Source organism: Tautonia sociabilis (assembly GCF_003977685.1).
GTDB lineage: Bacteria > Planctomycetota > Planctomycetia > Isosphaerales > Isosphaeraceae > Tautonia > Tautonia sociabilis.
Genome location: NZ_RYZH01000015.1, coordinates 37,865 through 59,907, shown reverse-complemented (window position 1 = coordinate 59,907; position 22,043 = coordinate 37,865). Strand labels below are relative to the sequence as shown.

The window sequence follows — 22,043 nt, the reverse complement described above, 5'->3', positions numbered from 1 at the left end:
GTCACTGCGGGCTTGTTGCGAGTCGGAGCGGTGCGGCGAGCATCGCCGGCGCCAGGCAGGCCCGGTCGTTGCACGCCTGATAGTCGATCCGGAACGTCAGGTGATCCGGCACGCCGTCGGCATCCTCGGCCAGCAGGACTCGGGCCGTGAGCCGGACCTTGCCCTCGTAGACCGGCAGGGGTTCGGTGCTCCCTGCGAGGACCATCGGCTCGCCCTCGGGATATTCGACGGTGGCCAGAGTGGCGCCCGGACCGGGGGCCAGCGTGACGACCGTCGGCCTCGCCAGATCCGAGCCGGACGGGTTCGCGTAGAGGTGCCAGCCCGGCGCGACGTCGAGGCTCAGTGCGACCTCGAACGTCCCTCCCGGGACGATCGACGCCGGGTCATCGAGGAGGGTGGCCGCGGCGGTCAGCACCTCATCATTCGCCGGGGGGGTCTGGGCATCACCTCCCTTGGCGGCCCTCGCGGCGGCCTCGGGCCGGGCATCGAGGTATTCCTCCAGGCCCACGACCATCATGGGGACGCCCGCCGGCGCCCGCGCGAGGATCGGGCTGAAGGCCTCCAGCGCGCGGCCCGCCTGATCGAGATACCGCGGCTCGCCGGAGGCCTCGGCGAGGGCGACGAGGACGCAGATTGCGACGCTGTTGCCGCTGGGCAGGGCGCCGTCGATCGGGTCCTTGGGCCGCGCCAGCAGGCTCTCGTGATCGTCGGCTGTGAAGAAGAAGCCCCCCGACTCCGTGTCCGCGAAGTCGGCGATCATCCGATCGACCAGCTCCCGGGCCTGCTCCAGGCGCCCTTCGTCTCCCGTGGCGGCATGGAGCCGCAGGAGCCCGTGGGCCAGGAAGGCATAGTCGTCGAGGTAGGCCGCCAGCTTGGCCTGCCCCTGGCGATAACTCCTCAGGAGGCCCCCGTCGTCGGTCCGGAGGTTCGCCAGGAGGAAGTCGGCGGCCCGCTCGGCGGCCTCGCGATAACGCTCCTCGCCGAGCACGCGATGTGCATCGGAGTAGGCGGCGATCATCAGGCCGTTCCACGAGGTCAGGACCTTGTCGTCGAGCCGCGGTGCCTCGCGTACCCGCCGCGCCTCCAGCAGCCGGGCCCGCAGCGGCCCCAGCCGGGCCTCGAGGAGCTTGGGCGTGAGGCCGAGGGCCTCGGCCTGCTCCGCGAGCGGCTCCGGCAGATGCAGCACGTACCGCTCGCCCTCGAAGTTCGGCTCGCCGTCCAGGCCGTAGACGCGGGCGAACAGCTCGAGGTCCTCGCCGCCGCCGAGGACCTCCTCGACCTGGTCGCGCGACCAGACGTAGTAGGCCCCCTCCTCGCCGTCGGTCTCGGCGTCGAGGGTCGAGTAGAAGCCGCCCTCGGGGTCGGTCAGCGTCTCGGCGACGAAGGTGAAGATCGCTTCCGCCTCATGCCTCCAGCGCTCGTCGCCCGTCTGCTCGTACGCCTCCACGAACACCGCGGCGAGCTGGGCGTTGTCGTAGAGCATCTTCTCGAAGTGCGGCACGGCCCAGGAGCGGTCGGTGCTGTAGCGGTGGTAGCCGCCGGCCAGGTGGTCGCGGATGCCGCCGCGGGACATGTGGTCGAGTGTCTCGACGACCATCTCCAGCGGGCCTGGTCCCGCGAGCTGGCGAGCGATGACACCTTGGCCCGGGCCCCCCTCCGCGCGGCCTTCGCCGCGCCGGTGCTGATCGAGGAGGAAGATCAGGTTCGAGGGTTCCGGGAACTTGGGATGATTCGGATTGTTCGAGGAGTAGCCGAACCCGCCGTATTCGGGGTCGAAGCGCCCGGCTAGGGCGGCCACGCCGTCGTCGGCCATCGATCGTGAAAGGGGGACCGTGTCCCCGGCCGCGTTGGCCATCGAGCGCCGGACGATTCCGGTGAGCCGGTCGGCGTCCCGCTCGATCGCGTCCCGCTGTTCCCGCCAGGCCGTGGCCACGGCCGCGAGGATCTGGGGGAAGCCGGGCATGCCGCGGCGCGGTTCCGGCGGGAAGTACGTGCCGCCGAAGAAGGGACGGCCGTCGGGCGTGAGGAACACCGACATCGGCCAGCCGCCGCTGCCGGTGATGGCCTGGACGGCGGTCATGTAGATCTGATCGACGTCGGGCCGCTCCTCGCGGTCGACCTTGATATTGACGAAGTGCTCGTTCATGTAGGAGGCGATCTCTTCGTCCTCGAAGCTCTCGCGCTCCATGACGTGGCACCAGTAGCAGGAACTGTAGCCGATCGACAGGAAGATCGGCTTGCCCTCGGCCTTCGCCTTCGCGAAGGCCTCCGGACCCCAGGGATACCAGTCGACCGGGTTGTGCGCGTGCTGGAGCAGGTAGGGGCTCGTCTCCTCCGCCAGTCGGTTCGTCGGCCGCTCATCGGCCTCGGCGGCCCTGGGCTCGTCGGACGCGCCGAGGCCGACCGGGCCGCCGGAGGTCGCCATCCAGAGGCCGGCGACGAGGGCGAGGGCGAGGGCGAGTGAGGCGAAGCCGATCGAGCGCCATTTCCATCGATTCATGGGGGAACCTTATTTCATTTCATCTCGGCGAGGATCAGGGTCACGTCGTCCTGCGGGGGCCCCACCCGGAAGGCCTCGATCTGCCGGGCGATGCAGGCCCCCACGTCGAAGACGCTGCCGGCACATGTGACGGAGGCGAGGCGGATCAGGCCCGCCTCGCCGAGCAGCTCCCCGTCCGGGTTCGCCGTCTCCGTCAGGCCGTCGGTGAAGAGCAGCAGGCGCTCGCCGGGGGCATAGTCCAGCTCGCCCTGGATCGGTCGCCCGAGCCCGCCCTCGCGGACCCCGATCAGGAGGTTCTGGCTCGCTAGCTGCTCGATTCGTCCCGGGCTGCGGCGCATGAGCAACGGGGCCGGATGGCCGGCGCCGCTGTAGGTGAGCCGCCGCTGGTCGAGGTCGAGGTGGGCGGCGAAGAAGCTCAGTTGCAGCTCGGTCCCGGAGAAATACCGCCAGAAGAAGCCCTCAAGCCGCTCGACCATCTCCTCGGGCCGGAGGCGGCCGGCGATCAGGCCGCGCACCTCGGCGCTGATGCGGGTTGCCAGCAGGGCGGGGCCGAGGCCGTGGCCGACCACGTCGTAGATGGTCAGGTAGCAGGACGCCTCGTCGGGGAAGACGATCTGGCAGTCATCGCCGCCGACCCACTCCATCGGCCGGTAGCGGACGTCGATCTCGATGCGGGGGTGGCGGACGGGCCGCGGCAGCAGGCTCTCGTGGATCAGCGCCGCGAGCTCGAGGTGCTTCCTCCAGGGGCATCCAAACGCCCGCGCCGCCCCCTCGGGCCTCGACTCGTGCTGCGTGACGGGAGATGGGATCATCGCGGGGTGCCTCTGCCTCGGCCGCGGGCGCCGTCAGGCTCGCCGGGGGGACGCGATCGCCCGGAAGAAGCCGGCCGCCGCCCAATCGTGGAACCATCGCCGCAGGTCCGCGACGAGTCGGTCCGGGGCGACCGCATCCGCCTCCATCGCCGCGCCGATGGCCGGGCCGAGCGGCTGGCCCCCCATCAGGGCGTTCAGCAGGTGGTATTGCGGCCGGGACAGCTCGTGGAGCCGCACCACGAAGTCCCGCCGGGTCAGGGCGAGGAACGATTCGGCCGGCCCTGGCGGCGTCGCGTCCTCGCCCCGACGCAGGGCCGTGTAGTAGGCCCCGACAGGGTGGCTCAGCGCCAGCGTCCGCAGGCAGGGCGCGGCCTCGAGGCGGACCTCCGGCCAGCGATCGGCGGGCACGACCAGCAAGTCGGCGGCGTCGAGGAGCCGCTGCCCCTCGACGCCCGGCCCGTCGTAGACCTCGCCGATCGCCCACTCCAGGGCGGCCAGGTCGACGAGCAACGCCGCCCACCCCTCGTCCGGGGGGCGGGTCTCGTCCAGGTGGCGCGCGAGGTGCGCCCCCAGGCGGTTCAGCGTGTAGCTGCGCGAGGGGTAGTGTATCAGATAACCGACGGCGAACTCGTCGAAGAGGTCCTCGCCGATGGCCCGGATCAGGACGGGGAATTCTGCCCGGAGGCACTCGATCAGGCGGGCGTAATAGGCCCTGGCGTAGACCTCCAGGCGATCGACGCTGCCCAGGGCCCTCGATCGCGTGATGACCTCCTCGACCCGGTCTCCGTCGACGTCGATGTGCCGCCGGGCCTCCTCGGCGCCCATCCCCGCGAGGACGCCGCCGGGATGGGTGATGACGGCCTGCATCCAGTGCTGGAGCCGGTCGAGTGCCAGCGAATCCTTGATCATGCGTCGCCCCTCTCGCGGTTTCGACGACCGGTAGCTTGTGCGGGCCGCCCGGCGTTCAGGAGACTTCCACGACGGTATGGGCCAGGGGATGGGGCACCGCCTCATCGCCCGCGAGTCGCTTCGAGACGTGGTCCGTCGCGGCCGGGCGGGTGGGCAGTTCCGCGGCCATGTAGTCGCGGGCCTTGAGCACCTCCGCGTGCACCGCGGGGAACGGGGGTATCTTGGCGTCCCACTCCAGCAGGGTCGAGACGCCTCCGGTGAGTTGATGCGCCAGGCGATACAGTTCCCAGACCGGGTCGACGACCTCGCCGTCGTGGGTGTCGACGATGTGGGTCCCGCAGTCGGTGTGGCCCGCCAGGTGGAACTGGACGACCCGCTCGTGGGGGACCGCCCGGATGTACTCGACCGGGTCGAAGTCGTGGTTGACGCTGGAGACGTAGACGTTGTTGACGTCGAGCAGCAGCCCGCAGTCGGCCTCCTCGGCCATCCGGGCGAGGAACTCCCACTCGGGCATCGTCGAGGCGGCGAAGGTGACGTAGCTGCTCGGATTCTCCAGGACCAGCGGGCGCTCCAGGATGTCCTGGACGACCCGGACCCGGTCGACGACGTGGGCGAGCGTCCGCTCGTTGAGCGGGACGGGCAGCAGGTCGTGCGTGTTGCGGCCCGCCACCCCGGTCCAGCAGAGGTGGTCGGAGACCCAGTGCGCCGTGACGCCGTCGGCCAGCCGCTTCAGCTTGCCGAGGTACTCCCGGTCGAGCGGGTCGGTGCTGCCGATCGACAGCGAGACGCCGTGCATCACGATGCGGTAGCGCTCGGCCAGCTGGTCGAGGACGTACCGCGGCCGGCCTCCCGAGTCCATGAAGTTCTCGGAGATGATCTCGAACCAGTCGACCGCGGGGTGGTGCTCGAGGATGTAGGGGAAGTGGACGGTCCGCAGGCCGACGCCCAGTCCGAGGTTGTCGTGTCCGAGGCGGGGGCGGGTCATGGGGCGATCCTATGGGGGTCAAAGGTGCGGGGCGGGGCGCGATCGGTGATCCATCCGTGACGCGGTCGTATCCCGACCGTCGCCCCGATCGACCGCCGGGGGCGGAGGGGGCCGGCCGGGACATCGCCCCGGCCGGCCAATTTCGGGCCGATCGGCTCCGGGCGGAGCCGGGCCGGGTCAGGACTTCGGCTTCGGGGGGGCCGGGCCGACCTCCTTGCCCTCGGCCTTCATCAGCTCCTCGAACTTCTTGCGGGCCTTCTCCCAGGTCTTGTCCTCCGTGATCGGGACGGCGCAGGCGCCCTTGCCCTCGCAGGTGTTCATGCCGGGCTTCTCGCCGCAGCCGCCCTGGCCCTTGCACTCGTTCATGCCCTGGCAGGAGTGCGGCTCCGCCGTGGCGCAGGTGCCCATGCCGGCGCAGTCGTTCTCGCCGCCCTTGCCCTTGCCCTTGCAGGTGTTCAGGCCGCGGCAGACGTGCGGCTCCTCGAGCAGGAGTCGCGGGTTCGTGTCCTCGTCCTGGACGCCGGCGGCGCGGGCGGCCCCGGCCACCAGCCCGCCGAAGGCCGCCATGGTCAGCCGGGAGAAGTCGCGGCGGCTCAGTTCGCGATCTGACATGGGATCTCCTCTCGCTTGGTGCCTCGCATCCGCGGCCGGTGCCGCCGCACGCCCGGCGGCGTTCCCGCTTCGGTCACTTCGCCGGACCGTTCGTCGATGATTCGAGCAGTGCTCGAGGGGCTACTCCCCTCATTGGGAATGTCGAGAACGGCTGGTTTTATTCATTCCCGGCCACGGTATATCTCCCCCGGTCGGCTGCGGTTGTTCATCTCCCTGCCGCAAGCCGCCTCCTGGGAGCCCTTCTAGCATCGCCGCGGATCGCGCGGCGTTCTGTGAGCCCCGTTACAGAGCCGCCCGGAGAATTCGACGATGATGTTGCGGCGGGTCGGGGGCATCGCGTCCCGGGGGCCCGTGAGGTTGGGTCCCAATCGGAAGGAGACGATGGAGATCGACATTTCGCTCAATTCGCCGCGGTCGGCCGGATGGGCCGACCGGGCACGGCGGGCCGCGCCCGTCGTGAAGCTCGTCTCGCTCGGCGCGATCGCGCTCAGCCTGCTGCTGCTGGCACGCCGGTTGCCGCTCGGGGCCCTGCTCGATGCGATCGGCGGCTGGGTCGCCGGCCTCGGGCCATGGGGGCCGGTCGTTTTCGGGCTCGTCTACGCGGTCGCGGTCGTCTTGATGGTGCCCGGCTCGGCGTTGACGCTCGCCGCCGGCGCGCTGTTCGGGCTCGTGGTCGGCACGATCACCGTGTCGGTGGCCTCGAACGTCGGGGCGGCCTTGGCCTTCCTCATCGCCCGCTACGTGGCGCGCGACGCGGTCGCCCGGCGCGTTCGACGCAATCCCCGGTTCAATGCGATCGACCGCGCCATCGGGGAGGGCGGCTGGAAGATCGTCGCGCTCTTGCGGCTCTCCCCCGCGGTGCCCTTCAACCTGCAGAACTACCTCTACGGGCTGACGAGCATCCGCTTCTGGCCGTGCGTGCTGGCGAGCTGGGTGGCGATGCTGCCCGGGACGTTCCTCTACGTCTACCTCGGCCACGTCGGGCGTGCGGGCCTCGAGGCCACGGCCGGCGGCGGGGCGTCCCGGTCCCCGGCGGAGTGGGCGATGATCGTCGTCGGCCTCGTCGCGACGGTCGTCGTGACGGTCTACGTGACGCGCCTGGCGCGCCGGGCGATGCGCGAGCAGACGGATCTCGACTCACAGGATGATCGTGAGCGGGACGATGTGGGTCGGTCCGGGCGGGCGCGGGCGGCCGGGTGGCCGTGGGGTGCGACGGCCCTCGCCCTCGCCGCGATCCTCAGCCTGGGCACCGCCGTCGCGGCCGAGCTTAACCCCGAGCTGATCAGGCGGGCGCTGGCGCGGATCGGGGGCCCCTCCGAGGTGGAGCTGCGCGAGGCCTACCGGCCCAAGCCGTCGGGGCCCACGTTCGATCACTCGACATTCGACGAGCTGCTCAAGGCCCACGTCCGGGAGGGTGGTTGGGTCGATTACCGCGGCCTCGCCCGGGATATCGGTCAGCTGGATGCCTACCTCGCCCGGCTCGCCCGGGCGCCGTTCGACGCGATGGGCCGCGACGAGAAGCTGGCGTTGCTGATCAACGCGTACAACGCGTTCACGCTCCGGCTCATCCTGGAGCTTTACCCGATCGACTCGATCAAGTCGATCCCGGCCGACAAACGCTGGGATGCGGTACGCTGGCGCGTCGGTACCCACACCTGGAGCCTCAACCAGATCGAGCACGAGCAGATCCGGCCCAAATTCCGGGAGCCGCGCATCCACTTCGCGCTGGTCTGTGCCGCGGTCGGTTGCCCGCCATTGCGGCGCGAGGCCTACACCGCCGGCCGGCTGGAGCAGCAGCTCGAGGACCAGGCCCGCTACGTGCACACGCACGACCGCTGGTTCCGGCTCGCCCCGGGCGGGCGCACGGTCTGGCTGACGAGCCTCTACAAGTGGTACGGGGGCGACTTCGAGCAGGTGGCCGGGTCGGTACTGTCCTTCGCGGCGCGATACCGGGCCGACCTCGCCCGCCTGATCGCGGCCGGCCGCGCGCCGGCCGTCCGCTGGCTCGACTATGACTGGTCGCTCAACGGGATCGAGAACGCGGAGGGGGCGCGGTGACGGAGCGCATGCTGGCCGAGCCTCGGGACGACGGAGCGCTGCTGGGCCTCTGGCCGCCCGACGAGCACAACCAGGCGCTGGTGGGCAACGTCCACCCGCCGGACTGGGCCAACCCCACACCGAGCGGCCGGTACAATCTGGTCGTCGTCGGTGCCGGGACGGCGGGCCTGGTGACGGCCGCCGGCGCGGCCGGCCTGGGGGCGAAGGTCGCGCTGGTCGAGCGGCACCTGATGGGCGGGGACTGCCTCAACGTCGGCTGCGTGCCGTCGAAGGCGCTGCTGCGTGCGGCGCGGGCGGCGGCCGACGTGCGCGACGCGGGGACGTTCGGCGTGCGCGTCCCGGAGGGCACCTTGGTGGATTTTGCGGCCGTGATGGAGCGGATGCGGCGGATCCGCGCCGGGATCAGCCCCCACGATTCGGCCGCCCGGTTCCGGGACCTCGGCGTGGACGTGTACCTTGGCGCGGGGCGGTTCACCGGGCCCGATGCGCTCGAAGTCGACGGTCGGAGCCTTCGATTCGGGAAGGCCGTGATCGCCACCGGCGCGCGGGCCTCGGCACCCCCGATCCCCGGCCTGGAGGAGACCGGCTACCTCACCAACGAGACGGTCTTCTCCCTGACCGAGCTGCCGCGGCGAATCGCCGTGATCGGCGCCGGCCCCATCGGCTGCGAGCTGGCCCAGGCCTTCGCCCGCTTCGGTGCCCGCGTCACGCTGCTCGAGGCGCTGCGCCAGATCCTCGGCCGCGAGGATCGGGACGCGGCCGCCTTGGTGGAGCGGTCGCTGCGGCGGGACGGCGTGCAGATCAACTGCTGCTGCAACATCACCGAGGTCCGGGTGGAGGGCGCCGAGAAGGTGCTCACGCTCGAGTGCGAGGGCGCCGTGGATGAGCTCCGGGTCGACGAGATCCTGGTCGGGGTCGGCCGTGCGCCGAATGTGGAGGGCCTCGGGCTCGAGCAGGCCCGCGTCCGATACGAGCGGGCCGGGGTGACGGTCGACGACCGTCTCCGGACCACGAATCCGCGGATCTACGCGGCCGGGGACATCTGCAGCCAGTACAAGTTCACTCACGTGGCCGACGCGATGGCGCGCATCGCCATTCAGAACGCGCTGTTCCTCGGCCGAGCCAAGGCCAGTGCGCTGACCATCCCCTGGTGTACCTACACCGATCCGGAGATCGCCCATGTGGGGCTCTACGAGCACGAGGCCCGCGAGCGGGGCATCCCGGTCCGGACGTTCGCCCAGAAGCTGGCCAAGGTGGACCGCGCCGTGCTCGACGGGGAGAGCGAGGGCTTCGTGAAGGTCCACGTGCGCGAGGGGAGCGATCGGATCCTCGGGGCGACGGTCGTGGCACGGCATGCCGGCGAGATGATCTCGGAGCTCACCCTCGCGATGGCCGGCGGCCTCGGCCTGAAGGCCCTCGGCCGGACGATCCATCCGTACCCGACCCAGGCCGAGGCGATCAAACGGGTCGCCGATGCGTACAGCCGAACGCGGCTGACGCCCTTCGTGAAGGCGTTGTTCGAGCGTTGGCTGGCCTGGGTCCGCTGATATCTCGCGACCCCGGCTGTCACGGGGGCAAGCTGCACACCGCTTTCCTCGTGTCATGGGATAATGCTCTCCGCTCGTCCCCCGGCCTCGTCCGAGAATACCCCCGAATCGAGGATCTCGATGGCCGTTACAGCCGCGAGGTGTGACGAACATCGATCATACCGATAGCGGCCTTCCGGTGGCATGGTTCGCGTGAAATCTGTTCAGAAGTGGCAGAGGAGCAATTCTTTGGAACACTGAGGGAGGAAGGGATGAAGACAGTAGTTTTAAGCGGTGGAGTGGCAGTCCTGATCGCGACATCGGGCGTCGCTCTCGCACAGACGGAGCAATCCGCTGAACAGCGACAGGAGCAACAGCAGCAAGGCCAAGAGTACGAGCGAGGCCGGCTCGGCGGCGCGGAAGACGTGCAGTCCGTTCTCGAGCAGTGGCCGGAGAAGCAGCGGAAGACTGCGCAGGAGCTAATCCGCAAGTACGGCAATCCGGAGGGGGTCACGGACCAGATGCTCGTGTGGCGGAAAAACGGGCCCTGGGAAAAGACGGTTCTCTTCCGAGAGGCGGTCCCGCACAACTTTCCGATGCCGCATCAGGACTACGTGGAGCAGTTCACAAAGCTGGACGTCCCGCCCGACAAGTTCGATGAACTGGCCGAGTTCGACGGCAGTGTCTACCCGGACCGTACGAAAGGGGTCATCTCTGCTCGATGTGACAAGGAGCCGATGAACATCCTGGCCCTGAACTTGGCGAATGACATCGTCCAAGGGAAGCGATCGGTCGAAGATGCACGGGATTTCTACGCGAAGACGGCGAAGGATTTCATGCAGGGGAAGACGTCGCCGTACGTGGAGAAGCTGCGGTTTTCCGCGGAGGGGAAGACCGGAGATCCCGACAAAGCGATCGCGGAGAAGCCCGGCTCTTAGCCACTAGCCCGGATGGGCCCCGGTCGCGGGCGGTATGTGACGCCCCCACCTTGGGCCGGTGGTCTAATAGCCGACCTGCGCCTGATCCGAGCGGCGTGACTTTTGCCTCGTTCCCTCGTGGTCCGACGGAGAGGGACGAGAAGCCATGGACTCCCATTGCGAACGGTCGATGCCGGTCTCGATCGTGATCCCCACCCTCGACGAGGCGTGCCATCTCGGCGCGACGCTCGAGGCCGTAGGGCGGATACGCGGCGAGGTCGAGGTCATCGTGGCGGACGGCGGCAGCCGGGACGAGACCGTCCAGATCGCGCGATGCCGCGGGGCAAGGGTCGTCGAGTCGGTGCGGGGCCGCGGTGCGCAGCTCCATGCCGGCGCAATTGCCGCACGCGGGTCGGTGCTCTGGTTCCTGCACGCCGACACGCTGCCGCCGGCCGACGGGGCCGAGAAGATCCTACGGGCGCTGCGCCATCCCTGCGTGGTCGGCGGCAACTTCGCGATCGTCTTCGACGGGCCGAGCCGCTGGGCGGGATTCCTCACCCGGCTCTATCCCCGCCTCCGTTGGCTCGGGCTCCGCTACGGAGATTCGGGGATCTTCGTGCGGCGTGAGGCCTACGATCACGCCGGCGGCTTCCGGCCATACCCGATCTTCGAGGACCTCGATCTGATCCGGCGCCTGCGCAAGCTGGGCCGGTTCGTCCGGCTTCCGAGCACCGTGGTGACCTCCTCGCGGCGCTTCGAGGGGCGGAACTTCGCGCCCGTCTTCGCGTGCTGGAGCTCGCTGCAACTGCTCTACTGGCTCGGCGTGTCGCCGCACGTGCTCGGGAAGTACTACAGCTCGATGCGACGTGGGGACCGGCGGTCGACCCGTTCGCCAGGCGCCTGAGAGGGGGAGCGGCGGAAATCGGTCGCACCGTCTTCCTCGCTTCGTGATCGGCTGGGCCGTCCTGACCCTTGTCACCGCGATTGTCTGGGGCGTGAGGAGTTCTTACCCGTGGGAACGTGACCGGATCGGAAAGTGGCCGAGGAGGCAGCCGCCCCGGGCCAGGTCATGGCAAAGCATCCTCACTTAGGCTTTCTTGAGGATTGGGCCTCGCGAAGATTCCCACCCCAGCGGCCCGGTCCCCGGGGCCCAATGGCCAGGGGCGGCTGGCACCGTACTCCGGAGAGGAGGACTGCGCATGCTAGGGCTCGGCAAATCGAGGCCCGTGCCGGAGCACGAGGCCGAGGGCGAGATCGAACGCGTCTACCACGAGATCAGGCAGACGCTGCGCGTCACCGGCGTGAACCTGAACTTTCGCACGTGGGCGGCCTACGAGAAGTTTCTTCCGGCGATGTGGGACGCGGTGCGCCCGAACGCGCAGACGCGCGCCTTCGAGGATGCTGCCGACGGCCTCCGCGAGCAGGCCGTGAGATCCTCCGAGGGGCTGGGGCGGCTCGGAGCGGCCTCGGCGCTGGCACTCGGCGAGAGCCAACGCTACCACATCCGGGGGGCACTTGATCTGTACCACTACGTCAACCCGAAATTGCTGCTGCTCACCTCGGCCGTGCGGCTCAGCCTGCAGGGCGAGCCGATCGGGGAGGGGGACGGCCGTGCAGCGCCGGAAGAGCGCATCGAGCCGGGGCCGCCGGGGGCGATGCATTCCATGGAGATGGAGTCGGAGAAGCCCAAGGACAAGACGGTCCGGGCGCTGTTCGGGGACATCACGCGGACGCTCGCGCTGTCGTCGATCAACAGCGACTACCGCACGTTGGCCCTGTGGCCCGATTACCTGGACGCCGCCTGGGCCCGGATCAAGCCGATCATCGGGCGTGACGAGTACCGCCGGTCGGCCGACTCGCTCCGGGATCGGGCACGCGCGCTCGCCCGTGCGCTGCCCCATCCGATCCCGCTGACCGCCGAACGGTTGGGGGAGCTCGGTGAGGACGTGGGCGGGATCCAGGAGACGACCGAGCGGTTCGAGCGGCTCCTGCCGGGGCTGATCCTGAACGTCGCGCTGTTCTCGCTCGACTGGCGGACCCCGGAGGAACTGGTGCGCTCCCCGTTCCCGGCTGCGGCGAGCCGCCTGATACGTGGAGGGATACGATGAACTGGAGGGAGTACCAGGCCCTGCAGCGGGTGTCGGAGCTGGGCGAGCGGTTCTTGAGCTACGTCGACGAGGGCCGGGGCGATCCGGTGCTCTTGCTCCACGGCATCCCCACCTGGGGCTATCTCTGGCAGGGCCTCCTGCCGGCCTTATCCGGGCCGCATCGGGTGCTCGTGCCCGACCTGCTCGGCTTCGGCTACTCGGACCGGCGCGATTGCTTCGATCGGTCGATCGGGCGGCAGGCCGAGCTGATCGACGCCTGGCTGGGAAAGCTGGGGCTGGAACACATCCACGTGGTGGGGCATGACATCGGGGGCGGGGTGGCACTACGGCTCGCCACGCTCTTCCCCCGGCGCGTCTCGCGCCTGGCGCTGCTGAATAGCGTCTGCTACGACTCCTGGCCGATCGAGGGCATGCTGCAGTTCGGCCACCCCGGGGCGTACCGCAGGCTGTCGGCGACCGCGGCGCTGCGGCTGCTCAAGCTGATGCTCAGGCAAGGCTTCGCTCGCTCGCCGGACGACGAGCTGCTCGAGGGGCTGCTCGCGCCGTACGCGACCGAGGTCGGCAAGCTCTCCCTGATACGAAACGCCTCGGCCCTGAACACGAACCTCACCACCGAGGTGAGCCCCTTGCTGACGCGACTGGAGCTGCCGGCGCTCGTCCTCTGGGGCGAGAACGACGCCTTCCAACCGGTGAAGTACGGCGAGCGGCTGGCCCGGGACATCTCCGGCGCGCAGCTGGTCCGTGTGCGGGAGGCCCGCCATTTCGTCATGCTTGACAGGCCGGATGAGGTCGGTGGACACCTCCTCTCGTTCTTGGGAGGAGCCGGGGCCGAGCCGTTGCCCGCCGGGGCGGGAGTTCCCTGAAGGCCGCCCGAACCGCTCCCAGCTCTCTTCTGGCCGAGGTCACCGGCTGGGATTCAGGGGACCCGTGACCTGTCGGGAAGCCGCAGGAGAGTGTCCAGGTCGCGCAGGGAATAGAGCGCGAAGCAGGCCCCGAGCATGGGCCAAGCGGCGAAGAAGAGCAGATTGCCCTTCTCGAACGGCTGGAGGTACTGCCTGAACGAAGAGAGCGTCGATACGGCGTGGAACAGCAGGACAGTTCCGTAGGTCAGCCGCCTGCGGACCCCGAGCACGAACCCGATCAGCAGCACCAGCTCGGCGGCGCCCAAGGCGTACATCACCTCGCGGCCCAAGCCGTCGAGGAAATAGAAATGCTCGTAAACGGAGGCCGCATGGGTCGGGCGGACGAACTTGTCGATGGTCCACATGAGCATCACCAAAAACACGGTGATGCGGAGCAAGAAGAGGGAGGCCGCAATTCGTCTGGCGTTGTCCATAATCTTCGAACTTAAATATCATATAACGTATACTTAACAAATTATTAATTTCAGATGCGGCCCGGGCCAGTCATGCGAGCAAGGTTGGGAACCGCCTGCGACCGTCGCTGGCCAGAACGTGCAGGCCCTCCCGGGACCTCCGCATGGGAAGGTGGGATTCGGCCTCCGCGCCGCCGGCCGACGCCCCGGCAGATGGCCCCCGCCACGACGATCTGGACCAGCGGGACATCCGTCAGCATGGCCACGGCGAACACGGCGCGCTGGGGGAGGTACTGCCGCAGCTCGGTTGCGGCCCCGGGCGGCAGGGTCAACAGCTCGCGACCGACGAGGATCCCGAGAGCGAGGGCCCCGAAAGCCACCAGGCTGGTACCGAGCCCCCGGAGTCGCCCGGGAGGTAGGGTCCGGGCCGTCCAGATCACCGGGGGCGCGAGTGCCAGGGCCCAGAACCCGTGCACCGCCGCCAGGGCCTGCAGCGGCGGCAGGCAGCCCCACGGGCCGCAGAACGGGTGCGTGTAGTCGCCCGGGAGGTGGCGTAGGGAGAGGACGCCGTAGGCCAGCCCGCCCCAGGCGAGCACGCCCACCCCCAGGCGGGTCGTCCGCGACATGGTGATCCCTCCGTGATGGGTCGATGGTCCCTCACTGATGATCGCGGCAACTCGCGGGGCCTTCTGTGAGTCACTTCACAATCGCATCTTCCCCGCGACGACGATCATCCTGCGTGAGGCCCTTCACAGAATCGGGGCCGGATCGCGGGTAGGCTGACACCCACAATCCTGAGTTGAGGGGCCTGCTGTGTCCGGGCGGGTCGAGGAGTGCTCGGCCCCAACCGGCCCCGAGACTCGCGTCCTTCCATGGAGGGGCCCCATGCTGGTCTTGAGCCGGAAGGTCGGGGAACGGGTGCTCATCGGCGGGTCCGTCGTCGTCACCATCGTCGCGGCGCAGGGAAGGTCCGTGCGGCTCGGCGTCGAGGCGCCGCGCACGGTCGAGGTGCTGCGGGAGGAACTCGCCGCGGGCGCGAAGGGCCCGGAGGCGAGGCCCGGCGCCGCAGGCGGCGAGCACGAGGGCCGGGCACGAGAGGTATCCCTTGACGGGAGGAGGTCGCGGGCGTGATCGGACCACGAGACCATCCGTCGCCACCGGTCGCCCGGGTCGCGGTGCTGATCCCCGCGCTCAACGAGGAACGGTCGCTCCCGCTCGTGCTGCGCGACCTGCCACGCGACCTCATCACGCAGATCTTGGTCGTGGACAACGGGTCGGACGACCGGACGGCCGAGGTCGCACGCGCCGGTGGCGCCTGCGCCGTGGTCGAGCCCCGCCGCGGCTACGGTTCGGCCTGCCTGCGCGGGCTCGCCGAGCTGGGCCGCTGGCCCGGGGGCCCGCCCGAGGTGGTCGTATTCCTCGACGCCGACTACAGCGATCACCCCGAGCAACTCCCCGCCCTGGTGGGGCCGATCCTCGGGGGCTCGCACGACCTCGTGCTGGGCTCGCGGCTGTCGGGCCGGCGCGAGCGGGGGGCGATGCCGCCGCAGAGCGTCTGGGGGAACCGCCTGGCCTGTGCCCTGATGCGGTTGCTGTTCGGGGCCCGCTACACCGATCTGGGCCCGTTCCGGGCGATCCGCTGGGATGCACTCGAGCGGCTCGGGATGCGCGACCGCGACTACGGCTGGACGATCGAGATGCAGATCAAGGCGGCCCGGATCGGGCTGCGGGTGACCGAGGTCCCCGTCTCATATCGCCGACGTGTCGGGACCAGCAAGATCAGCGGTACCGTCCGCGGCACGGTCCTGGCGGGCTCCAAGATCTTGCTGACGATCGCCCGGTACGCCCTGGAACCGCGGGTTCCCGCCTCGCGTCCCGCGGCCGACTTGCAGGACGCTGCTGCACGATGACGCGAAGGCAGGGGAATCATGGGGCGGAGGCCGGACCGGGCCGGCGCCGGCTGCGGCGGGTCGGGGTCGCGCTGCTGCTGGTCTACGGGGCGGTCGCCTGGTTGAGCTTCTCGTTCCGCTACGGCGAGGGGCATCGGGAGCGACCGATCCTGCTCGTCCTCGGCCTGCTTACCTTGGCCTGGGCGGCCTATGCCCTGGCGCTGGCGACGGTCTTGCGCAGGCGCGAGCGCACCTGCGGCGGCCAGGGTGGTCGGCTGCTCCTCGTCGTCGGCTTCGCCGCGGCGTACCGCCTGGTCCTGCTGCCGTCGGTCCCGATCCAGGAGATCGACTATTACCGCTACCTCTGGGATGGCCGGGTCCTGCTGGCAGGCGTGAGCCCGTTCCGGCTCGCGCCGGCCGAGGTCGATCGCCTGGGTCCTTCGGCGGGGGAGGGCGCCCCGGCGGGCGTGCTCTGGCGGCTCTCCCGGAGTTCCGAGGCGGTGCGGACCATCTTCGAGCGGGTCCACCACCGCGAGGTGCCGACCGTCTATCCGCCGATGGCGCAGGTGGTCTTCGCCGCCTCGGCGCTGGTCACGCCCGCCGGGGCGCCCCTGTGGGCGCACGTGCTCGTCCTCAAGGCGATCCTGATCGGCTTCGACTTGGGCACGCTCCTGCTGCTCGTGCTCCTGCTGCGCCGCCTGAATTTGCCGGAGGAGTGGAGCCTCGCCTACGGCTGGTGCCCGCTGGTGCTGAAGGAGGTCGCCAACACGGGCCACCTCGACGCGATCGCCGTCTTCTTCACCGCACTGGCGATCACATGTCTCGTGGGGATCGGCGGCCGCCGGTCCCGGGGGGATGAGCGGGCGAGGCCACGCCTCGGGATGGCGGCCCTCGGCCTGGCCGTGCTGGCCAAGAGCTATCCGATCATCCTCCTGCCGCTGGTCTCGACATTCCTCGCCGCCCGGATCCGCCGGCGTGCGGTGGTCCCGCTGCTCGTGTTCGCCGCAGTGATCGCGGCGGGCTATCTGCCGTTCCTCGCCGGGCCAGTGGCGGACGGGGGCGAGTCGGCGCACCATCCCTGGTCCGGGCTCGGCACGTTCCTGTCGCGCTGGCAGAAGAATGACTTCCTGTTCATGCTCGTCCACGAGAATCTGCGGCCGCCGCTCGGGGATCGGCCCGACCACTGGTTCGTGGTGGTCCCCGCCGCCTGGCGATCATCGCTGCACCGTGCCGCAGGGTTCGGTCCTCCGGGATGGACGGGTCCCGACCGGCACGAGCCAGCGTTCCTGCTCGCCCAGGCGGTGATGGGGCTCGTCCTCATGGCGCTGGTCGCACGCTGGTGCGTGCGGGTGGCACGCCGACCGGGACCGGAGGAGCTCCTGCGGTCCGTGGCCCTCGTCCTCGTCTGGGGCTGGCTGCTCAGCAGCACGCCCCACCCGTGGTACCTGACCTGGTGCATCCCGTTCCTGGTCTTCGAGAGGCGCCGGAGCTGGTTCCTCCTCCCGGGCCTCGCAATGGCGTACTACCTGCGATTCGCGCTGGAGTACCACGCGCTCGGCGGGGGCGAGGCCGCGGTCGAGGCGGCGCTCCACCGGTTCGACTACGGGGCGGTCTGGTGGGAGTACCTGCCGTTCTTCGCGGCGCTACTGGCGGAGTCATGCTGGTCCCAGCGCCCGCGGCGTCGCACGATCCCGTCTGGGTGGCGCAACCGCTCGGGTCGGGTGCCTCAGCTCCCCTCGGACGGCGCGTACGGTCGCGCGAATCCGGATCCCTCGGAGGGTCCGGCCGATGGCGTCGAGGGTTCGACCGTATAGGGGCCTTCCCGGGCCGGCCCGACGTAGGCCCGTCGCTGCTGCATTCGGGAGCATCCCTGGGCCAGGGCGATGAGCACGATCGCAAGCGCGAGGAACCGGATGGGCCTCATGGCCACGTCCTCCTTCGTCCTTGAATGATGGGTCGGCGGGATCGAACGACGACCCCCCGGAGATGGTCGATGTCCCTTCGGAGATCGTCTGCCGTGCGGTTGACGCTCCGTGTGATGGCTCACATAGAGCGGCGGCGACGTGACCACCCTCGGCTCAACTCCCCTCGGAGGGGCCTTCGGGGGCGGAGCCCACCGGGGCCGGCTCGGTCGTCGGCGTTTCGGGCGGGGCGAGGTCCGACGGGCCTTCGCTCGTCGGTGCCGGAGCCGCACCCGGCTCGCTTGAGCCCGGCTCGGTCGAGCAGCCCGGAGAAAGGAGGATCGAGATCATGAGCATGACTGGAAGGCCGAGGGCACGCCCGCGCATCGGATTTCCCTCCGGTTGCGAGTGAGATTGAGTCGACCACCGGGCGGAGATCCTACCGGCCCGGCGGCCCGGGTTCTGTGGTTCGCCTCACAGACGGCCTCGGGTGGGCGTGGCAGAATTCGAAGCCCTTGTGCTGGGCGATAAGCCGTCGGGAACGGAGCCCCCGCCCCGGCCATCGGGTGGCCGGGATCGCTCGTCCGGTCGGCCGACCCGGCGACTCCCGAGTGTCCGAAGGGATTCCCGTCATGAGGACTGCGGCCGTTGCTATGGTACCGAGCGCCCGTCGCATGGGCTTCACGCTCATCGAGCTGCTGGTGGTCATCGCGGTGATCGGGGTCCTGGTCGCCCTGCTCCTGCCCGCGGTCCAGGCGGCCCGCGAGGCCGCCCGCCGGATGCAGTGCACCAACAATCTCAAGCAGATCGGCCTGGCCCTGCACAATTACGAGGGGGCCCACGGGGCCTTCCCGCCGGCCGGCCAGGGGAGTTACCTGGGCAGCACGCCCGCCGGCGTCGAGTTCGGCGACGGGCTGGGCGTCATGCCGCGGATCCTGCAGCAGATGGAGCAATCCAATGTCTTCAACGCGATCAACTTCAACCTGGACTACAACCATCTCTCGGGGGCGAACTTCACGGCCTTCAGCGCCGTCGTCGATGCCTACCTCTGCCCGTCCTCCGTCAGCATCAACTCGGGCGGCCGGGACACGCCGGACCCCGGCGACCCGATGTCCCGGTCCTCCGGGACCGGGTATGGCGTCCAGGACTACGGCGCGGTGTACTACACCGACATCGACCCGCTGGGCCGGGCCGGACAGCCCGGCTCGAACGAGGTCACGCCGCTGCGGAACAAGCTCGCCCACGGCATCGGCCTGATGAACCGCGGGATGACCCGCATCGCCGCGGTCACCGACGGCCTGAGCAGCACCATCGCCGTCGCCGAGGACGCCGGCCGGGACGCCCGCTTCGCCAGCCCCTACACGGAGGGCTACATGAACCCCGCCCGGACCGACGTGAGCCGCCCGGTCCCCCCCGGGCAGCGGCGGTTCTGGCGCTGGGGTGAGCCCGACGGGGCCTTCGGCGTCTCCGGCCGGATCAACAACGAGGCTCGCCCGATGCACGAGGATGCACCGTACACGTTCCCCGCGGCGACCGCGGGCAACCAGGCCGGCGCGAACGACGAGATCTTCTCCTACCACCCCGGCGGCGCCAACGTGCTCTTCGGCGACGGTCACGTGGCGTTCCTGAAGGAGACCACCGATGTCGTCGTCCTGCGGCGTCTCGTCACACGCTCCGGGGGCGAGGTGATCTCGGGCGATGCGTATTGAAGAGGGTCAACTGCCCTCCCGGGGCCCGCGGGTGGTGGAGGGCCGCCCCCCGGAGCCCTGCGAGGGCTTCTTGCGGGCCGAGCCGTCCTCCGGCGTCGACCTGGCGGCGGGATCCGAGGACGTCGACGAGCGACGCGCCGACCCTTCGCTGCCCGGGCGGGTGACGCGCCCGTTGTCGTTGTCGGTGCTGCAGCCGTGGAGGAGCAGCATCGCAATCAGGGGCAAAGCTAGTCTGATAGACCTCATAAGTCGATTCTCCTTCATGGAGTTTCCATTCCAGGGAATAGCTTATAGAGCATGTTTGATCGTTCTTTTGTGTGGCCCCTCACAGACCTGCCGCAGGAGTCGCGCGAAACTCTCACGTCTCCCAGGCCGGGAGGTGGGCGCCGCGCGTTCCCCGTGGTGTCTCTCCCCCGCGCGACGGCGTGGGGCGAGGCAGAGGGTGTGCTGGAGAACAGGAGTGAATGATGGATAAAGTGAATCCCCGTATCGATACGGACCTGGCGGTTCGCGAGCGATACACGGGCGCGGCCCGCGCGGTCGAGCCCGCCCTCTGCTGCCCGGTGCGGTACGATCCGCGCCTCCTCGATGTCATCCCCCGGGAGATCCTGGAGCGCGACTACGGGTGCGGCGACCCCACGCCGTATCTGCGCCGGGGTGACACCGTGCTGGATCTCGGCTCGGGCGGCGGGAAGGCCTGCTACATCGCGGCCCAACTTGTCGGCCCCGAGGGCTCCGTCATCGGCGTCGATTGTAACCGGGAGATGCTGGCGCTGGCCCGCCGGCATCGAGAGGCGGTCGCGGAGCGGCTCGGCTACGCGAACGTCTCGTTCCGCTGCGGGCTGATCCAGGACCTCCGCCTGGATCTCGAGGCCCTCGAGGAGGAGCTCGCCCGCGGCCCGGTGCGCGACCGCGAGGGCTGGCTCGCGCTGCGGTCGCTCGAGGAGCGGCTCCGCCGCGAGCGGCCGCTCGTCCCGGACGGGAGCGTCGACTGCGTCATCTCCAACTGCGTCCTGAACCTCGTGCGCAAGGACGACCGGGTCCGGCTCTTCTCGGAGATCTTCCGCGTGCTGCGGCGCGGCGGCCGGGTCGCCATCAGCGACATCGTCGCCGACGAGGACGTGCCGGAGCACCTGCAGGGAGACCCGGAGCTCTGGTCCGGATGCATCTCCGGCGCCCACCGCGAGGACCTGTTCCTCGAGGCGCTGGAGCAGGCGGGGTTCCACGGCATCCGGACCGCCTCCCGCCAGCGGGAGCCGTGGCAGGTCGTCGAGGGGATCGAGTTCCGCTCAATCACTGTGCTGGCCTACAAGGGCAAGCAGGGGCCGTGCCTCGAACGCAAGCAGGCGGTGATCTACCGCGGGCCGTTCAGGAAGGTCGAGGACGATGACGGCCACGTGTTCATCCGGGGCGAGCGGGTCGCCGTCTGCGACAAGACGTTCCACCTGCTCCAGCGGGAGCCGTACGCGGGGCTGTTCGAAGCGGTCGAGCCGCGCGTCGAAGTCCCCCTCGAGGAGGCGCGCGCCTTCGACTGCCGCCGCTCAACGCGGCGTCATCCGCGGGAGACCAAGGGGCTGGACTATCGGGAGACGACGGACCCCCCCGAATCCGCCTGCGGCCCGGACGGGGCGTGCTGCTGATGGGGAGGCTCTCGGCCCTCGCTCCCGTGGCGGCCGCTGTGGGCAGCGGCGAACTGTGGTGCACTTCACCGACAGCATTCCTCGCTTCGCCGACGATGCAGCCGATTCGCGCGAGCGGCCGGCGCTCGCCGCGCCAATCGGGATCGCAGGATTCGAGGAGCGAAAAAGACGATGAGGGCATCCACTTCGCGGTTCTCCGCGGCGCTGCTCGCCGCAGCCTCCCTGGTCGCGTCGTCCCCGGCGTGGGCGCAGAGCGGCACGCGCCAGCCGAGCCGACCGGCACAGCCCAGCCAGGAGCGGTCGTATCCGCTCGCCCTGCGGGGCTACTGTCCGGTCTGCCTGGTCAACATGAAGCGATGGGTGCCCGGGAGCCCCGAGCACGAGGTGATCTACGACGGCCACGTCTACCGCTTCCCCGGCGAGGAGCAGAAGCGGATGTTCGAGGCCGACCCGGCGAAGTATACCCCCGCGCTGCACGGCGACTGCATCGTGTGCTACGCCGACATGGGCCGCCGGGTCCCGGGCGAACTGAACTTCGGCCAGTTCCATCGGGGGCGTCTCTTCTTCTTCCCGAGCGATCGAGAGCGGCAGAAGTTCCGCTCCGATCCGGCGACCTATGCGGATGCGGACCTGGCCTTCGGCGGCAACTGTGCCGTCTGCCGGATCGAGATGCGCCAGGAGGTCCCGGGCAAGCCGGAGTACGCGGTGCACTACCGGGGGCTGCGCTACCTCTTCCCGGGGCCAGAGCAGCGCGCGATGTTCCTGGCGGACCCGGAGAAGTATGCCGATCGGCCGCCCGAGGGGAGCGGACCGGCCGGCGACCGCCGGTCCTCGACCGGGGGACCTTCAGAGTCACGCGTCGTCTCCGTCCGGGGCCGGACCTCCTGCGCGGGATGCGAATTCGGCGTGAAGCCCCTGGAGGATCCGGACGTGCTCGGCCTGGCCGTGGTCGCGGGCGACGAGATCTACGTGGTCGAGGGCGCGCATGAGCGCTATCCGGAGCTCTACGAGGACCGCTTCGCCGGGCGGCGTGTGCAGCTACGCGGCGTCGCGCTCAAGCAGGATCGGAACGTCACTTGGGTCCGGCCGAGTGAGGTTCGGATCATGCCCTGATCTCGGTCCCGGCGGGGAAGATCGCCGTGGGTGAGATGAACTGCCGGGG

19 protein-coding genes are annotated in these 22,043 nt (G+C 69.9%); 12 read left to right on the top strand and 7 right to left on the bottom strand.

Features of this window, described 5'->3' with window-relative positions; translation table 11 throughout:
• Position 1 precedes the first annotated feature (1 nt).
• From TsocGM_RS09585 to TsocGM_RS09565, 5 genes are all read right to left on the bottom strand, one after another.
• Positions 2-2,500, bottom strand: a complete 2,499-nt coding sequence (locus TsocGM_RS09585) for a DUF255 domain-containing protein (protein WP_233578674.1) — start codon at positions 2,498-2,500, stop codon at positions 2-4.
• Positions 2,501-2,514: 14 nt separating this feature from the next.
• Positions 2,515-3,312 (bottom strand): PP2C family protein-serine/threonine phosphatase, encoded by a 798-nt coding sequence (locus TsocGM_RS09580; RefSeq protein WP_126725086.1) that lies wholly within the window; start codon positions 3,310-3,312, stop codon positions 2,515-2,517.
• A 33-nt stretch (positions 3,313-3,345) separates the two neighbouring features.
• Positions 3,346-4,221, bottom strand: a complete 876-nt coding sequence (locus TsocGM_RS09575) for an HvfC/BufC N-terminal domain-containing protein (RefSeq protein ID WP_158633457.1) — start codon at positions 4,219-4,221, stop codon at positions 3,346-3,348.
• Positions 4,222-4,276: 55 nt separating this feature from the next.
• Positions 4,277-5,206, bottom strand: coding sequence for an MNIO family bufferin maturase (gene bufB, locus TsocGM_RS09570; protein WP_126725084.1), 930 nt, complete (start codon positions 5,204-5,206; stop codon positions 4,277-4,279).
• Positions 5,207-5,383: 177 nt separating this feature from the next.
• Entirely contained in the window at positions 5,384-5,818 is a 435-nt protein-coding gene (locus TsocGM_RS09565; RefSeq protein ID WP_126725083.1) for a hypothetical protein, read from the bottom strand.
• 381 nt (positions 5,819-6,199) lie between these two features.
• Here TsocGM_RS09565 and TsocGM_RS09560 point away from each other — a divergent pair, with 381 nt between their 5' ends.
• From TsocGM_RS09560 to TsocGM_RS09535, 6 genes are all read left to right on the top strand, one after another.
• Complete coding sequence (locus tag TsocGM_RS09560) at positions 6,200-7,876, top strand: VTT domain-containing protein (protein ID WP_126725082.1); 1,677 nt, start codon at positions 6,200-6,202, stop codon at positions 7,874-7,876.
• Between the two features lie 8 nt (positions 7,877-7,884).
• Entirely contained in the window at positions 7,885-9,423 is a 1,539-nt protein-coding gene (locus TsocGM_RS09555; RefSeq protein WP_126725146.1) for a mercuric reductase, read from the top strand.
• A 251-nt stretch (positions 9,424-9,674) separates the two neighbouring features.
• Positions 9,675-10,340, top strand: a complete 666-nt coding sequence (locus TsocGM_RS09550) for a hypothetical protein (protein ID WP_126725081.1) — start codon at positions 9,675-9,677, stop codon at positions 10,338-10,340.
• 169 nt (positions 10,341-10,509) lie between these two features.
• Positions 10,510-11,223, top strand: coding sequence for a TIGR04283 family arsenosugar biosynthesis glycosyltransferase (locus TsocGM_RS09545; RefSeq protein ID WP_158633456.1), 714 nt, complete (start codon positions 10,510-10,512; stop codon positions 11,221-11,223).
• A 295-nt stretch (positions 11,224-11,518) separates the two neighbouring features.
• Entirely contained in the window at positions 11,519-12,427 is a 909-nt protein-coding gene (locus tag TsocGM_RS09540; protein WP_126725079.1) for a halocarboxylic acid dehydrogenase DehI family protein, read from the top strand.
• Positions 12,424-13,290 (top strand): alpha/beta fold hydrolase, encoded by an 867-nt coding sequence (locus TsocGM_RS09535; RefSeq protein ID WP_126725078.1) that lies wholly within the window; start codon positions 12,424-12,426, stop codon positions 13,288-13,290. The genes TsocGM_RS09540 and TsocGM_RS09535 overlap by 4 nt, the downstream gene beginning before the upstream one ends.
• 53 nt (positions 13,291-13,343) lie before the next feature.
• On the opposite strand, the gene TsocGM_RS09530 is transcribed toward TsocGM_RS09535, so the two are convergent.
• Together TsocGM_RS09530 and TsocGM_RS09525 are read right to left on the bottom strand one after the other, a co-directional pair.
• Positions 13,344-13,763: a hypothetical protein gene (locus TsocGM_RS09530; RefSeq protein ID WP_126725077.1), complete on the bottom strand. Its 420-nt coding sequence runs from the start codon at positions 13,761-13,763 to the stop codon at positions 13,344-13,346.
• Between the two features lie 50 nt (positions 13,764-13,813).
• Positions 13,814-14,368, bottom strand: coding sequence for a hypothetical protein (locus tag TsocGM_RS09525; protein ID WP_126725076.1), 555 nt, complete (start codon positions 14,366-14,368; stop codon positions 13,814-13,816).
• A gap of 259 nt (positions 14,369-14,627) precedes the next feature.
• On the opposite strand from TsocGM_RS09525, the gene TsocGM_RS09520 reads away from it, so the two are divergent.
• From TsocGM_RS09520 to TsocGM_RS09495, 6 genes are all read left to right on the top strand, one after another.
• Positions 14,628-14,873: a carbon storage regulator gene (locus TsocGM_RS09520; RefSeq protein WP_126725075.1), complete on the top strand. Its 246-nt coding sequence runs from the start codon at positions 14,628-14,630 to the stop codon at positions 14,871-14,873.
• Positions 14,870-15,652: a glycosyltransferase family 2 protein gene (locus TsocGM_RS09515; protein ID WP_199756742.1), complete on the top strand. Its 783-nt coding sequence runs from the start codon at positions 14,870-14,872 to the stop codon at positions 15,650-15,652. Before TsocGM_RS09520 ends, TsocGM_RS09515 begins: the two co-directional genes overlap by 4 nt.
• Entirely contained in the window at positions 15,649-17,445 is a 1,797-nt protein-coding gene (locus TsocGM_RS09510; RefSeq protein WP_126725074.1) for a hypothetical protein, read from the top strand. Before TsocGM_RS09515 ends, TsocGM_RS09510 begins: the two co-directional genes overlap by 4 nt.
• 761 nt (positions 17,446-18,206) lie before the next feature.
• Positions 18,207-19,241 (top strand): DUF1559 domain-containing protein, encoded by a 1,035-nt coding sequence (locus tag TsocGM_RS09505; RefSeq protein WP_233578673.1) that lies wholly within the window; start codon positions 18,207-18,209, stop codon positions 19,239-19,241.
• A gap of 467 nt (positions 19,242-19,708) precedes the next feature.
• Positions 19,709-20,881: a methyltransferase domain-containing protein gene (locus tag TsocGM_RS09500; RefSeq protein ID WP_126725073.1), complete on the top strand. Its 1,173-nt coding sequence runs from the start codon at positions 19,709-19,711 to the stop codon at positions 20,879-20,881.
• A 171-nt stretch (positions 20,882-21,052) separates the two neighbouring features.
• A complete protein-coding gene (locus TsocGM_RS09495) occupies positions 21,053-21,994 on the top strand; it encodes a hypothetical protein (RefSeq protein ID WP_126725072.1) in 942 nt (313 codons plus the stop codon).
• Positions 21,995-22,043 lie beyond the last annotated feature (49 nt).

Coding starts and splice junctions, on each gene's coding strand:
- TsocGM_RS09565 (WP_126725083.1), bottom strand. CDS start 5,818: ATGTCAGATCGCGAACTGAGCCGCCGCGACTTCTCCCGGCTGACCATG.
- TsocGM_RS09525 (WP_126725076.1), bottom strand. CDS start 14,368: ATGTCGCGGACGACCCGCCTGGGGGTGGGCGTGCTCGCCTGGGGCGGG.
- TsocGM_RS09560 (WP_126725082.1), top strand. CDS start 6,200: ATGGAGATCGACATTTCGCTCAATTCGCCGCGGTCGGCCGGATGGGCC.
- TsocGM_RS09545 (WP_158633456.1), top strand. CDS start 10,510: ATGCCGGTCTCGATCGTGATCCCCACCCTCGACGAGGCGTGCCATCTC.
- TsocGM_RS09505 (WP_233578673.1), top strand. CDS start 18,207: ATGGGCTTCACGCTCATCGAGCTGCTGGTGGTCATCGCGGTGATCGGG.
- TsocGM_RS09550 (WP_126725081.1), top strand. CDS start 9,675: ATGAAGACAGTAGTTTTAAGCGGTGGAGTGGCAGTCCTGATCGCGACA.
- TsocGM_RS09495 (WP_126725072.1), top strand. CDS start 21,053: ATGAGGGCATCCACTTCGCGGTTCTCCGCGGCGCTGCTCGCCGCAGCC.
- TsocGM_RS09530 (WP_126725077.1), bottom strand. CDS start 13,763: ATGGACAACGCCAGACGAATTGCGGCCTCCCTCTTCTTGCTCCGCATC.
- TsocGM_RS09510 (WP_126725074.1), top strand. CDS start 15,649: ATGACGCGAAGGCAGGGGAATCATGGGGCGGAGGCCGGACCGGGCCGG.
- TsocGM_RS09585 (WP_233578674.1), bottom strand. CDS start 2,500: ATGAATCGATGGAAATGGCGCTCGATCGGCTTCGCCTCACTCGCCCTC.
- TsocGM_RS09555 (WP_126725146.1), top strand. CDS start 7,885: ATGCTGGCCGAGCCTCGGGACGACGGAGCGCTGCTGGGCCTCTGGCCG.
- bufB (WP_126725084.1), bottom strand. CDS start 5,206: ATGACCCGCCCCCGCCTCGGACACGACAACCTCGGACTGGGCGTCGGC.
- TsocGM_RS09575 (WP_158633457.1), bottom strand. CDS start 4,221: ATGATCAAGGATTCGCTGGCACTCGACCGGCTCCAGCACTGGATGCAG.
- TsocGM_RS09500 (WP_126725073.1), top strand. CDS start 19,709: ATGGATAAAGTGAATCCCCGTATCGATACGGACCTGGCGGTTCGCGAG.
- TsocGM_RS09540 (WP_126725079.1), top strand. CDS start 11,519: ATGCTAGGGCTCGGCAAATCGAGGCCCGTGCCGGAGCACGAGGCCGAG.
- TsocGM_RS09520 (WP_126725075.1), top strand. CDS start 14,628: ATGCTGGTCTTGAGCCGGAAGGTCGGGGAACGGGTGCTCATCGGCGGG.
- TsocGM_RS09535 (WP_126725078.1), top strand. CDS start 12,424: ATGAACTGGAGGGAGTACCAGGCCCTGCAGCGGGTGTCGGAGCTGGGC.
- TsocGM_RS09580 (WP_126725086.1), bottom strand. CDS start 3,312: ATGATCCCATCTCCCGTCACGCAGCACGAGTCGAGGCCCGAGGGGGCG.